Origin of the sequence: Lentzea sp. (assembly GCF_036380075.1) — a bacterium.
Classification (GTDB): Bacteria; Actinomycetota; Actinomycetes; order Mycobacteriales; family Pseudonocardiaceae; genus Lentzea.
This window is the reverse complement of sequence record NZ_DASVFL010000305.1, coordinates 1-14,007: the sequence shown is the minus strand read 5'-3', so window position 1 is coordinate 14,007 and position 14,007 is coordinate 1. Positions and strand designations below refer to the sequence as shown.

Annotated in this window: 9 protein-coding genes; 5 read left to right on the top strand and 4 right to left on the bottom strand. The window is 70.2% G+C overall.

The annotated features are described in order from the left end of the window. Nucleotides 1–19: 19 nt before the first annotated feature. The 5 genes from mmsA to VF330_RS32080 all read left to right on the top strand — a co-directional run bounded on the left by mmsA (nucleotide 20) and on the right by VF330_RS32080 (nucleotide 8,532). On the top strand, nucleotides 20–1,525 hold the full coding sequence (gene mmsA / locus VF330_RS32100) for a multiple monosaccharide ABC transporter ATP-binding protein (RefSeq protein ID WP_330855469.1): 1,506 nt from the start codon (nucleotides 20–22) through the stop codon (nucleotides 1,523–1,525). Continuing rightward, nucleotides 1,522–2,736, top strand: a complete 1,215-nt coding sequence (mmsB, locus tag VF330_RS32095) for a multiple monosaccharide ABC transporter permease (protein WP_330855452.1) — start codon at nucleotides 1,522–1,524, stop codon at nucleotides 2,734–2,736. The genes mmsA and mmsB overlap by 4 nt, the downstream gene beginning before the upstream one ends. A gap of 22 nt (nucleotides 2,737–2,758) precedes the next feature. Beyond that, entirely contained in the window at nucleotides 2,759–5,827 is a 3,069-nt protein-coding gene (locus VF330_RS32090) for a family 43 glycosylhydrolase (RefSeq protein WP_330855451.1), read from the top strand. 13 nt (nucleotides 5,828–5,840) lie between these two features. Continuing rightward, nucleotides 5,841–6,923 (top strand): aldose epimerase family protein, encoded by a 1,083-nt coding sequence (locus VF330_RS32085; protein WP_330855450.1) that lies wholly within the window; start codon nucleotides 5,841–5,843, stop codon nucleotides 6,921–6,923. Between the two features lie 109 nt (nucleotides 6,924–7,032). Then, the gene (locus tag VF330_RS32080; protein ID WP_330855449.1) at nucleotides 7,033–8,532 is read left to right on the top strand and encodes an AMP-binding protein; all 1,500 of its coding nucleotides are present in this window, start codon (nucleotides 7,033–7,035) and stop codon (nucleotides 8,530–8,532) included. A gap of 59 nt (nucleotides 8,533–8,591) precedes the next feature. Here VF330_RS32080 and VF330_RS32075 read toward each other — a convergent pair whose 3' ends face one another. From VF330_RS32075 to VF330_RS32060, 4 genes are all read right to left on the bottom strand, one after another. Next, on the bottom strand, nucleotides 8,592–10,559 hold the full coding sequence (locus VF330_RS32075; protein WP_330855448.1) for a family 43 glycosylhydrolase: 1,968 nt from the start codon (nucleotides 10,557–10,559) through the stop codon (nucleotides 8,592–8,594). Then, a complete protein-coding gene (locus tag VF330_RS32070) occupies nucleotides 10,556–12,193 on the bottom strand; it encodes a glycoside hydrolase family 27 protein (protein WP_330855447.1) in 1,638 nt (545 codons plus the stop codon). The genes VF330_RS32075 and VF330_RS32070 overlap by 4 nt, the downstream gene beginning before the upstream one ends. Before the next feature lie 62 nt (nucleotides 12,194–12,255). After that, a complete protein-coding gene (locus tag VF330_RS32065; protein ID WP_330855446.1) occupies nucleotides 12,256–13,722 on the bottom strand; it encodes a non-reducing end alpha-L-arabinofuranosidase family hydrolase in 1,467 nt (488 codons plus the stop codon). 47 nt (nucleotides 13,723–13,769) lie between these two features. Continuing rightward, nucleotides 13,770–14,007 (bottom strand): cellulose binding domain-containing protein (locus tag VF330_RS32060; RefSeq protein ID WP_330855445.1); only part of this gene is annotated, 238 nt, incomplete at its 5' end.

Genomic DNA, 14,007 nt, shown 5'->3' with positions numbered 1-14,007 from the left:
GACCGACGACGTCCTGGTGATGCGCGGCATCACCAAGAGGTTCGCGGGTGTCACCGCGCTGCACGAGGTCTCGTTGACCGTGCGGCGCGGTGAGATCCACGCGATCTGCGGGGAGAACGGCGCGGGCAAGTCCACGCTGATGAAGGTGCTGTCCGGGGTGCACCCGCACGGCACGTACGACGGCGAGATCCTGTTCGACGGCGAGCCGTGCGCGTTCGACGGCGTGCGCGACAGCGAGCGCCGCGGCATCGTGATCATCCACCAGGAGCTGGCGCTGTGCGGTCAGCTCTCCGTCGCCGAGAACCTGTTCCTGGGCAACGAGAGAGCGCGGCGTGGGTTCATCGACTGGAACCGCACCAACCACGAGGCCCAGGTGCTGCTCGACCGCGTGGGCCTCCGGGAGAACCCGACGACCCGGGTCGACGATCTGGGTGTCGGCAAGCAGCAGCTCGTCGAGATCGCCAAGGCGCTGTCGAAGGAGGTCAGCCTCCTGATCCTGGACGAGCCGACCGCCGCGCTCAACGACGACGACTCGCAGCACCTGCTCGACCTGCTCGAGGGCCTGCGGGACGAGGGCATCACCTGCGTGATCATCTCCCACAAGCTGGGTGAGGTCACCAGGATCGCCGACACCGTCACCGTGCTGCGCGACGGCAGGACCATCGAGACGCTGCCCGCGGAGGGGCTCAGCGAGGACCGCATCATCGCCGGCATGGTCGGCCGCGACCTCGACGACCGGTTCCCGCCGCGCACGCCCGACATCGGCGAGGAGGTGCTGCGGATCGAGGACTGGACGGTGCACAGCCCGGCCCAGCCCGACCGCAAGGTCGTCGACGGTGCCACGCTCTCCCTGCGGCGCGGGGAGATCGTCGGTCTCGCCGGGCTGATGGGCGCCGGCCGCACCGAGCTCGCGATGAGCGTGTTCGGCCGCTCGTACGGCGTCGGCGTCTCGGGCCGCGTGGTCAAGGACGGCCGCGAGATCGACACGCGGTCGGTCCGCGCGGCGATCGACAACGGCATCGCCTACGTCAGCGAGGACCGCAAGCGCTACGGGCTCAACCTGATCGAGGCCGTGCAGCGCAACGTCTCCGCGGCCGCGCTGGACAAGCTGTCGCGCCGCGGCTGGGTGAACGAGAACGAGGAGAACTCGGTCGCCGAGCGGTACCGGCGTTCGATGGGCATCAGGACGTCGACCGTGGCGACGCCCGTCGGCATGTTGTCCGGCGGCAACCAGCAGAAGGTCGTCCTGGCGAAGTGGATGTTCACCGACCCGGACGTGCTGATCCTCGACGAGCCCACGCGCGGCATCGACGTGGGCGCCAAGTTCGAGATCTACTCGATCATCAACGACCTCGCCGCCCAGGGCCGCGCGGTGCTGGTGATCTCCTCGGAGCTGCCGGAGCTCCTCGGCCTGTGTGATCGCGTGTACGCGCTGTCGGAGGGCCGCATCACCGGTGAGGTGAGCCGTGCAGAGGCCACGCAGGAACGCCTGATGCAGTACATGACGCGAGGACAGAGCTCATGACCACGAAGACCGTGCCCGCCCCCGCCGCAGCCCCGCCCGAGCGGCCCCGGCGGTTGTCGATCAACCTGCGGCAGTCGGGCATCTACGTCGCGTTCGCGTTGATCGTCGCGCTGTTCACGGTGGTCACGGGCGGTGACCTGCTGCAGCCGCAGAACATCTCGAACGTCATCGTGCAGAACTCGTACGTGCTGATCCTGGCGATCGGCATGATCCTGGTGATCATCGGCGGGCACATCGACCTGTCGGTCGGCTCGACGGTGGCGCTGACCGGTGCGATCTGCGCGGTGCTGACCGTCCAATGGGGACTGCCGTGGCCGGTGGCCGTGCTGCTGACGCTGCTGTCCGGCGCGTTGATCGGTGCGGCGCAGGGGTACTGGATCGCCTACTTCGGCATCCCCGCCTTCATCGTCACGCTGGCGGGCATGCTCGTGTTCCGCGCGCTCACCATGTCCACGCTGGGCAACCAGGGCATCGGGCCGTTCCCGGACGCGATCAGCAAGCTGTCCAACGGGTTCACGGGTGGCTACCTCGGCAACATCGGGCTCGGCCCGCTGGGTGGCGCCGACCTGCTGAGCCTGCTCGCGGGTCTCGCCTGCGTCGCGGGCTTCGCGTTGTCGCAGTGGCGCAAGCGTTCGGCACGGCTCGGCTACGGCCAGGCCGTCGACTCGATGCCGGTGTTCGTGCTCAAGATCGCGGGCGTGGGCGTCGTCGTCATGGCCGTCGTCGTCCAGCTCGCCCGGTTCCGCAACCTGCCGTGGACGCTGGTGCTGCTGGCGGCACTCGCGCTCGGCTACTCCCTGATGGCGAACAACTCCGTGTTCGGCCGGCACATCTACTCGATCGGCGGCAACCTGCAGGCCGCCACGCTGTCCGGCGTGAAGGTCAAGGCCGTCACGTTCTGGTTGTTCGTCAACATGGGCGTGCTCGCGGCGCTCGCCGGCGTGATCGTCGCCGGGCGGCTCAACCAGGCCGGTCCGACCGCCGGCGCGTCCTTCGAGCTCGACGCCATCGCGGCGGCGTTCATCGGCGGCGCGGCGGTGCAGGGCGGTGTCGGCAAGGTCGTCGGCGCCATCACCGGCGGCCTGATCATGGGCGTGATCAACAACGGCATGTCCCTGATCGGCGCGCCCAGCGAGCGCGTGATGCTCGTGAAGGGCCTCGTCCTGCTCATCGCCGTCGCCTACGACGTGTGGACCAAGCGACGCGCCTGAGCTCCCCTCCCGGAAGGCGACCATGGCACCCCTGCGCCACCTCGGTCTCGTCGTGGTCGTGACGGCCGCGCTGCTCCCGGTTCCCCCGGCCGCCGCCGCACCGCTCGTGCGGTCGGCGGCGGCCGCGCTGGAAGTCCCGAACATCTCCGACGTCCGCGGCCACCTCACCCTGCCCGCCACCGGCGACCACGACACGACCGTCACGTGGCGGTCGTCGAACGAGAAGGTCATCACGCCGACCGGTGAGGTCAGCCGTCCTCCCGCCGGCGGCAGACCGGTGAAGGTCGTGCTCACCGCGAAGGTCAGCCGCGGACAGCAGAGCGCCACCCGCGCGCTCACCGCCACCGTCGTCCCGTTGCCCGTCGCCGAACCCCTCGAGGGCTACGGCTTCTTCTACTTCACCGGCGAGAGCAGCCCGATCGGCGAGCAGGTCTACGCCGCCGCCAGCAACGGCAACACCCCGCTCGACTTCTCCGAGGTCAACGGCGGCCGGCCGATCCTGAAGAGCGGTCTCGGCGAGCTGGGCGTGCGCGACCCGTTCATCCTGCGCTCCCCCGACGGCGACCGGTTCTACCTGCTCGCGACCGACCTGAAGATCAACGGCGGGCGCGGCTGGGACGCGGCGCAGCGCACCGGCAGCCGGTCGATCATGGTCTGGGAGTCGACCGACCTGCGGAGCTGGTCGCGCCAGCGCAGCGTCCAGGTGTCGCCGCCGACCGCAGGCAACACGTGGGCGCCCGAGGCGTTCTGGGACGCGAAGCGCGGCACCTACGTCGTCTACTGGGCGTCGAAGCTGTACGCCGAGAACGATCCCGGCCACACGGGCGGCAGCTACAACCGGATGATGTACGCGACCACGCGTGACTTCGTGACGTTCAGCCCCGCGAAGGTGTGGATCGACCCCGGCTACTCGGTCATCGACTCGACGGTCATCGAGCACGACGGCACCTACTACCGCTACACCAAGGACGAGCGGAACAACTCGTCGTCGTCGCCGTGCAGCAAGTACATCACCGCCGAGAAGTCGGCCGACCTGCTCGACCCGGGCTACGACTTCGTCGCCGAGTGCATCGGCAAGGCCACCCCGACGAGCCCCGGGCTCTCCGCGGGCGAGGGCCCGACCGGGTTCAAGTCCAACACCGAGGACAGGTGGTACCTGTTCATCGACGAGTACGGCGGCCGCGGCTACGTGCCGTTCGAGACGACCGACCTCGCGTCCGGGAAGTGGACCATGTCCACCGGCGCGCGCCTGCCCGCCTCCCCGCGCCACGGCACGGTGCTGCCGGTGACGCGGGCCGAGCTGGAGCGGCTCAAGGCTCCCCCGGCACCGGTGAAGGCCGACTCCACCGGCCTGGTCGCGCACTGGCCGCTCGACGGCTCCGCCGCGGACGCCACCGGGCACGGCTACGACGGCGTGCCCGCCGGCGACACCACGTGGGCCGACGGCGCGCTGTCGTTGCGGGGCGGGCACGTCCAGCTGCCGGACAACCTGCTGACAGGCGCGCGGGCCGCCACGATCTCCGCCGACGTGCTGGTCGACCCCGCCCAGCAGACGCCGTACTTCCTCTACGGGTTCGGCAACACGGCACCGGACGGCACCGGCAGCGGCTACCTGTTCAGCACCGGCGACACCTACCGCGGCGCGATCGCGACCGGCGACTGGACCACCGAGCAGGGCACGAACTCCGGCCGCGCGTTGCCGCGAGGCGTCTGGAAGAACGTCGCGCTGACCGTCGGCGACGGGGTCGAGGTGCTCTACCTGGACGGCGTCGAGGTGGCCAGGAACACCAACGCCACCACCAGGCCGTCCGACATCGGCGGTGGCATCACGGCGGCCAACTACCTCGGCAGGTCGGTCTACGCGGGCGACAAGCCGTTCCTGGGCAGGATGAAGGACGTCCGCCTCTACAACCGGGCGCTGTCGGGCGCCGAGGTGGGAGCGCTTCCGTTCAACGCCACGCTGATCCGGTCAGCCGGGCACGAGTCGCTCAAAGCGCCCGCCGTGATCGAACCCGGCAGCGTCGTGCTCCCCGTGCGTCCCGGCACCGACCTGCGCCGGGTCCGGATCGACTTCGGGCTCGCGCCCGGCGCCTCGATCACGCCGGCGGGCCCGGTCGATCTGCGTAAACCGCGCAAGTTCACCGTGCGGTCGGGCCGGGAGAGTCGGGAGTGGACGGTCGAGGCCCACGAGCTGCGCAGTCCCGTGCTGCCCGGTCTGAACGCCGACCCGAACATCGTCGCGTTCGGCGACACCTACTACCTGTACGCGACCGCGGACGGCTTCGACGGCTGGAGCGGCACCAGGTTCTCCGCCTGGTCGTCGAAGAACCTGGTGGACTGGACGGACGAGGGCGTGGTGCTCGACCTCGGTCCGGACGTGAGCTGGGCGGACCGCAACGCCTGGGCTCCCACCATCGCCGAACGGAACGGGAAGTACTACTTCTACTTCTGCGCCGAGGCCAAGATCGGCGTCGCCGTCAGCGACTCCCCCACCGGGCCGTTCGTCGACACCGGCAAGCCGTTGGTGGAACGCAACCCCGGCGGCGGGCAGGCGATCGATCCCGCGGTGTTCGTCGACACCTCCGGGCAGGCGTACCTCTATTGGGGCAACGGTGAGGCATACGTCGTTCCGCTGAACAGTGACATGATCTCCTATGACGCCGGGAAGGTCTCCCGGATCACCGGACTGACGGACTTCCGCGAGGGCCTGTTCATGGTGGAGCGCAAGGGCACGTACTACCTCAGCTGGTCGGTCGACGACACCCGCAGCGAGGACTACCGCGTCGCCCTCGCGACCGCTCCGGGCCCCACCGGCCCGTTCACCAACCGCGGGCTGGTCCTGAGCAAGGACACGAGGCTCGGCATCAAGGGCACCGGGCACAGCTCGATGCTGCGGGTGCCGGGCACCGACGACTGGTACCTCGCCTACCACCGGTTCGCCGTCCCGGGCGGCGACGGCACCCATCGCGAGACCACGATCGACCGCATGAGGTTCGACCGCGACGGCACCGTCGTCCCGGTCGTGCCGACCCTGGAAAGCGTCGCGCCACAACGGATCCGGCCGCGGCACTGCCGGGCCCAGGTCAACTGATTCAAGGAGTTCGATGTCGCAGCGGGAACCCGAGATCAGCCGGGAGCTCTTCGGCCGGCTCGGTGACACCGACGTCCACCGGTTCGCCCTCTCGTGGCCGGGCGGGATCACCGTGCGCGTGCTCGACTACGGCGGTGTGGTCCAGTCGCTGGAGGCACCGGACCGCGACGGCGTGCCCGCCAACGTGGTGCTCGGGTTCCCCTCGCTCGACGACTACGTCAAGAACAGCCAGCCCGGCGCGAACCGGGTGTTCTTCGGCGCCCTGGTCGGCCGGTACGCCAACCGGATCGCCCGCGGCACGTTCACCCTCGACGGCGTCGTGCACCACGTGCCGGTCAACGACGGGCCGAACAGCCTGCACGGCGGACCGGCCGGGTTCGACACCGAGGTGTGGTCCGCGACCGAGCTGCACGACGCGGACAGCGTGGGCGTGCGGCTGGAGCTGGTGAGCCCCGACGGCGACAGCGGTTTCCCCGCCGCGGTGTCCGCGCAGGTCACCTACCGCCTCGACCGCGAGAACAGGCTGAGCATCACCTACCGCGCGACCGCGGACGCGCCGACGGTGCTCAACCTGACCAACCACACCTACTGGAACCTCGCCGGCGAGGGCGGCGGCGACGTGCTCGGCCAGTCGCTGATGCTCAACGCGGGCCGGTTCTGCGCGGTCGACCGCACCCTGATCCCGGTGGGCGACCCGGTGCCGGTCGAGTCGACCCCGTTCGACTTCCGGCTGCCCACGGCGATCGGCGCGCGCATCGGCGCGTCCCACCCGCAGCTGGAGATCGCGGGCGGCTACGACCACAACTGGGTGCTCGACGACGGCGGCCCGTTCGCCGCGCAGGCCTGCGACCCGGTGTCGGGCCGCCTGCTCACGATGTGGACGTCGGAGCCCGGTCTCCAGTTCTACTCGGGCAACTTCCTGACCGACGAGCTGGTCGGCACCGGCGGCCTGCCGTACGACCGCCACTCGGGGTTCGCCCTGGAGGCGCAGCACTTCCCGGACTCGCCGAACCGCCCGGACTTCCCCAGCACGGTGCTGCGGCCCGGCGAGGTCTACCACCAGGAGACGGTCTTCCAGCTGTCCACTGCGGACTAGCGCTTCGAGGTCGCGGCGCGGGGTTTCGAAAAGTCACCGCTGCGCAACAGCTATCGAATCGACAGGTGATTCAACGGAGGGCGAAACACCGAACGGGCACCCTCGTGTCGTGTTCATCGATTCCGCTCTGCACGACCTGGCGCCGGACGACCGCGCGCTGTTCGCGGTGTTCGGCGCCGGTCCGGTCAGGACTCCGCCGTTCGACCAGGTCCACCACGCGTTCGAGGCGCGGGCCGCGCGGCACCCGGACGTGCCGGCCGTCGAGCACCTCGGCGAGTCGCTGACGTACGGGGAGCTCGACTCCAGGGCGTCGCTGCTCGCCGAGCTCCTGGTCCGCCGCGGGGTGCGGGCCGGTGACCACGTGGGACTGTTCCTGTCCCGGTCGGCCTCGATGGTGGTGGGAACCCTCGCGGTGCTCAAGGCGGGTGCGGTCGCCGTGCTGCAGGACCCGCGGACGGCTTCGGAGCGCCACCTGCGGCACGTCGTGCGCACGGCACGCATCGACCTGGTGCTCACGACCAGCAAGGACTCGTTGCCCAGCCACTTGGCCGAGGTCGTCGCCATCGACGCGCTGCCGCCCCTGCCCGCGTTCCGGCGCACGCCCACCGCGGAGTCCGAGGTCGCGGCCGTCGTCTTCACCTCGGAGACCGGTGTGCCGGTCTCCCACGCCGCCCTGTGCAACCTGGTGCTGACCTCCCCCGGCGCGCTGGACGTCGGGCCGGGAACGCGGGTGGCGCAGCTGCTGCACGTCGCCTCCGGCCCGGCGTTGTGGGAGGTCTTCTGCGCGCTGGCCAACGGCGGCACGCTCGTGCTCCGCGGCGACGACGCCGAACGGACTGCGAGCACCGCGGACGTCGTGATCGCCACCCCGAGCGTCCTGGAGACGATCGACCCGGACGCCTGCCGCAACGCGCACACGGTCGCGGTGACCGGCGAACGCTGCCCTCGAGCGCTGGCGGACGCGTGGTCGCGCCATGCGCGGTTCCTCAACGCCTGGGGTCGGACCGACCTCGGCCTCGTCACCACCGTGGAGCAGCACGAACCGGACTTCGAGCCGCTCGCCATCGGCAGACCGGTGCCGAACACGACGGTCTACGTCCTGGACGACGAGCGGAGGCCCTGCCCGATCGGCGCGATCGGCGAGCTGTGGGTCGGCGGGCCCGGTGTGGTGGAGAGGTACACCGGCCTGGACCCGGCGGCGCGGAGGTACCGCCCCGACCCGTTCCTCGGCGAGGGCCACGTGATGTTCCGGACGCGCGACCTGGTCCGGTGGACGGACGACGGCCGGTTGGAGCACCACGGCCGGGTCGACGACCTGGTGGAGGTGCGCGGGTTCCGGGTGGCGCTGAACGCCGTCACCTCGGCGTTGGAGAACGCGGTGGACCGTGCCGCGACCTTGGTGCACGACGGCCGGCTGGCCGCCTTCGTCACCCCGGCGGACGCGTCTCCGGACGCGGCCAGGAAGGCGGTCGCGCGGCGGCTGCCGTACTACTGCGTTCCGATTCTGGTCGTGGCGGTGGACGCCCTGCCCAGCACCGGGCTGGGCAAGGTGGACCGCCGGGCACTGGTCTCCTGGCTGGACCGGGAACGCCAGGCACCGGTGGCGTGACCGGTGAGCTGGAAGCGGCGCGGGCCCCGCACAGGCGCATGTGCGGGACCCGCGCCACGTCATGGGGTGGACAGCTCGAACCGCTGCACACCGACCGTGCCGCCGAGCGACTGCGTGGCGTGGTTGAAGATGCCGAACCGGTAGCCCATGAAGAACTGCCACTCGTTCTTCAAGGTGAACCCGGAGCCCAGTGACGTGAAGTTCACGCCGTCGGTGCTGTAGGAGAACCGGGCCTGCCGTCCGCTGCCGGGACGGATGTCGGCGTTGGCGCGCAACCAGATCCGGGTGCCGGTGAGGGCCGCGCTCGCGACCTCCGTGCCGGTGCCGGTGGTGTTCCAGTTGCTGTCCATGGTGAGGCCGTTGACCATGACGACGCGGTTGCGGCCGTTGTCCCGCTTGACACCGATCCACGCCGACGAGTCTCTGAGCATCGCCAAGCCCGTGCGGTCACCGTCGCGCATCGCGCTCACGTCGAGCGTGACCGTGCCGGTGGACGTCGGGCCCTGGATGCGGTGGGTGAGGGTGTTGCGGGCGTTGTACAGGTCGTTGGTGACGGTCGCCGTGGAGAGGCTGAGCCCGTTGTTGACGCTGAACTTCGTGGTGTCGGGGTTGTGGTTCCACTCCCACTGCGGCCCGAGTCTGGTGCCGTCGAAGGTGTCCACGCCGGTCATGGGTTTGACCTGGCGCGGTGGCGCGGGCAGGTTCGGCTTCGGGTAGCTCGCGCCCCAGCCGCCGTTGACGGTGGTGATGCGCGGCCAGCCGTCGGAGGTCCACGTGACCGGCGCGAGCACGGGGACGCGGCCGCCGGGGTAGGCGTCGACGAAGGCCATGTAGTACCAGTCGCCGTTCTGCGTCTGCACGAGCCCGCCCTGGTGCGGCACTCCCCCGCCCTGGATCGGCGTGGGCATGTTCAGCAGCACCTGCTGCACGGTGTACGGGCCCCACGGGCTGGAGGACTTGAGCACGTACTGGCCGTTCGCCGGCTTGGTCAGCCAGATGTAGTAGCTGCCGTTGCGCTTGTAGAACCGGGCGCCCTCCAGGGTGCCGATGTTCGACGGCGTCTGGAACACCTGCTGCGACCGCACCTCGGACTTCCCGTCCGCGGACAGCTGCGCGACGCTGATCGTGGTGTTGCCGTAGGCGACGTACATCGTGTCGTTGTCGTCGACCAGCATGCCGGCGTCGTAGTAGCACTTGTTGATGGTGGACAGCTTCGACCACTGCCCGTCCACCGCCGTGGCGGTGTAGATGTGGGTCTGGGCGAAGTCGACGCAGCCGCCCCAGTAGAAGGTGTTGTTGCTCTTGCGGTGGTTGAGGAACGACGCCCAGATGCCGCGCACGTACCCGCGGCTGCCGTTGAGGTCGTACTTGGAGCCGAAGTCCAGCCGCGGCACGGAATGCCCGGCGAACTCCCAGTTGACCAGGTCGTAGGACCGCAGGATCGGCGCGCCCGGCGAGTAGTGCATGGTCGAGGCCGAGTAGTAGTACGCGTCGCCGACGCGGATGATGTCGATGTCCGCGAAGTCCTGCCACAGCACGGGGTTCGTGAAGTTCCCCGCCTGCGGGTTCGTGGTCGTGGTCGTGGTCGTGGTGGTCGTCGTCGTGGTGCTCGTCGGGCCCGTGCCACCGCCGTTGCAGGTGGTGCCGTTCAGCCGGAACGACACCGGGTCGGCGTTGGCGGAGCCGGACGTGGCGTTGAACCCGAACTCGACCTTGCCGCCGGTCGGCACGGACCCGTTGTAGGAGGCGTTGCGGGCGCTGACCTCGGCGCCGCTCTGCGTGATCACGGCGTTCCAGTGCTGGCCCACCTGCTGGCCGGAGGCGTAGGTCCACTCCAGCGTCCAGCCGGAGAGCGCGTCACCGGTGTTCGTGATCGACACGGACGCGCCGAAGCCGCCCTGCCACTCGGAGGTCTTGGTGTAGGTGACCGAACAGCCCGGTGCCGCCTGCGCGGTGGTGCTCGCGGCGACTCCCGCGGCGACCAGGGTGAGGGCGGACAACGCCGCCGCGGCCGGTGCCCATCTCATGATCGCGCCCACCTCTGGTTGGTCTGGCCGTTGCAGGTCCACAGCACGAGCCGGGAGCCGTTGCCGGTCGCGGCGCCCTCGACGTCGAGGCACAGGCCGGCGTTGGTGTTGCGGACGGTTCCGTCGGAGCCGATCGTCCAGCGCTGGTTCGCCTGGCCGTTGCACTGCCAGATGATGACCCGCGTGCCGTTGGCGGTGCCCTGGTCGTAGGCGTCCAGGCACTTGTCGCCGAACACCCTGATCTCCCCGTTGCCCCAGGAGGTCCACCGCTGGGCGGCGCGCGTGAGGCAGTCCTGGACCACCACGCCCGCTCCGGCCGCGGTCGAGTCGCCCGCGACGTCGAGGCACCGGTTCGAGCCCGCGCCGCGCAGCCGGGAGGTCGTGTTCTCCAGGAGGCTGCCGCCGGACACCCGGAACGCCGTGACGCCGTGCGCGGGAACGGAGGCGGAGATCGCGCCGGAGGTCGACGACGTGCCGCCGGTCCACAGGTCGGTCAGCGTGAAGCCGCTGCCGGACAACCCGATCTGGGCCGCCGTGGTGGAGATGGTGGCGGTGCCGCTGCCGCGGTTGAAGAGTCCGACCGCGACCGTGCCGTCCGAGAGCGGCTTGGCGAAGACCTCGGTGGCGCCGTCGTCGCGCACCCGGCGCCCGCCCGCGCCGAGGCTGTCCTGGTTGACCGCGATCAGGCGCTGGTTGCGCAGGATCGCGCTCACGTCCGCGGACATCGTGCGGATGTCGTTGCCCGCCATGAGAGGCGCCGCCATCAGCGACCACAGCGTGAAGTGCGAACGGGACTCGGTCAGCGTCAGGCCGGGCCGTCCGACGACCAGCATGTCGGGGTCGTTCCAGTGGCCGGGTCCCGCCTGGACGGCGAGCGGGGCGGTGACGTCGACGACGTTGCCCACACCCATCGGGTAGCTGTTGGTGTTGCCGTTCTGCCAGATGTCGAGCAGGTCCTCGGTGGTGCGCCAGAGGTCGGCGACCTCGCTCCAGTCGTACCGGTCGCCGGTCGGCGAGTGGAAGCTGTTGGAGTTGATGCTGTAGACGATCGGCCTGCCGGTGGAGCGCAGGGCGTCGCGCATGATCGAGAACCGGGCGACCTGCTCGTCGCGGGTACCGGCGCCCGAGCACCAGTCGTACTTCAGGTAGTCCACGCCCCACGACGCGAACGACCGCGCGTCCTGCGCCTCGTGGCCCTTGCTGCCGGTCGCGCCGGGGAACGCGCCGGTGCCCTGCGCGCACGTCTTCTCGTTGGGCACCTGGTAGATGCCGAACTTGAGGCCGCGGTCGTGGATGTAGTCGCCGAGCGCCTTCATGCCGCTCGGGAACTTCGAGGGGTGCGACCGGAGGTTGCCCGCCGAGTCGCGCTGCGGGTCGAACCAGCAGTCGTCGACCACCACGTACTGGTAGCCGGCGTCGCGCATGCCGGACGACACCATCGTGTCGGCGGCCTGGCGGACCTGGCTCTCGGTGATGCCGCAGCCGAAGCTGTTCCAGCTGTTCCAGCCGAGCGGAGGGGTGAGGGCGGGACTGCCGGGGGCCGCGGAGGCGGCGGGTGTGGCGGCGGGTGCGGGGAGGAAGGTCGCCGCGAGCAGGACCGCGGCGAGCAAGGACGTCCTGGACCGGGAGGGCATCGTCGCCCCTTTCTGGCAGGGGGACGCCGCCGGAGGGCGAGCCGGCGGCGTCGGTCAGCGGGTCAGCAGGTCGAGTTGGTCTGCGTCAGCAGCCCGAGCCGCCAAGGCAGCCGGTTGTAGTCACCGCCGGCGTTGGGGTCCATGCCCTGGTACAGGTAGCTGAGCTTGCAGGGGCTGATCTCCATCGTCTGGTCGACGTTGGTGCGCACCATCTCGCCGTGGCTGATGTCGCGCGTCCACTGTCCACCCGGGAACGTCACGTTGTTGGCGCGGGCGAACGGGTTCGACTCGCTGTCGGCCAGCGCCGTCCACTGCCCGGCGATCGAGGTCGAGGTCCACGAGCGGAAGTAGCGGCGGCCGTCGGAGCCGATCGCCTCGTGCACCAGGAACCACTGGTTCTTCCCGGCGATCTTGTAGACGTTGGACGCCTCGAAGAGCCGGTTGCGGTTGCTGTCCTGCAGGGCGATCACCGTGTTGGTGAAGCCGTTCGGGAACTGCCCCAGGGTCGTCTCCGACCGGTAGAGGTGCCCGTTGTCGTCGGAGGAGAACAGGTAGCACTTCGCGGTGTCGCACACCATCCAGAAGTCGACCCAGTAGCCGTTGCCGATGTTGTCGCGGATGATCTGCGGCATGCCGTTGGCGTAGAAGTTCTTCGGCGCCGACCACGACGACGGGTTCGAGATGTCGGTGGTCGTGGAGTACGAGGCGTTCGACCCGGTCTGGTAGATGAGGTACCAGAGGCGTTGCGGCGCGAAGTAGAACACCTGCGGCGCCGCCCGGTAGCCGCTGCCGACGCCGGAGCGGTCGAGGTAGAAGTGCGGTGCCGCCGACGCCTGCGACCAGTCGCTGAAGCTGGTGTACATCAGGTTGTAGCCGTTGGTGTAGGTCGAGGCGAACACGTGGTACTTGCCGTTGTAGTAGACGACGCTCGGGTCCTTGACCGCCACGTTCGCGTGCGTGGAGTCCGGCTTCGGGCTGATCAGCTGCCCGCTCGAGGACCAGCGGAAGCTCGACGGCAGGTTCCCGACCGGCGGGTTGCCCGTCGTGGTCGTCGTCGTGGTGGTGGTCGTCGTGGTCGTCGTCGTGGTGGGACCGACGTCGCCCGTGCACAGCGTGCCGTTGAGCGTGAACGCGACCGGGCTCGGGTTGGAGCCGCTGCTGGAGGCGTTGAACCCGAACTCGACGCGGCCACCGGTGGGGATCGCCGAGTTGTAGGAGACGTTGCGCGCGGTGACCTGCGCGCCGGACTGGGTCACCTGCGCGTTCCAGGCCTGCTGCACCTGCTGCCCGGCGCCGAAGCTCCAGGTGAGCGTCCAGCCGTCGACCGCGTCACCGAGGTTGGTGACGACGACGCCCGCGGTGAACCCACCGTCCCATTGCGACGGTGCGGAGTAGGTGACCGAACAGCCGGGCGCGGCCGAGGCGGGCTGCTGGGCCACCGCGGTCAGCGCGGTCACGGCGAGGAGCGGGACCGCGGCCAGCGCGGTGAGCCGGGCGCGCCGGGACGTGAACAACCGTGCGAGGAACATGATGACCCTTCGTCGTTGGAGGGATCGGGAGGCAGGGGGAACGGGCGTCACGCGGCCGTGCAGGTGGCCGACTCCACAGCCGGCGCACCGGAACCGGACGCGAGGAAGCCGAAGGTCGTGGAGGCACCGGGACTGAGCGCGCCGTTGTAGGGCGCGTTGGTGACGGTGCCCGAGGCGCCGGCCGTGCCGCCCCACAGCTGCGTCACGACGTTCCCGCCGGGCAGCGTGAACCGCACGGTCCAGCCGGTCGTGGCGGACGCGGAGGTGTTGGTGACGGTGACGTCG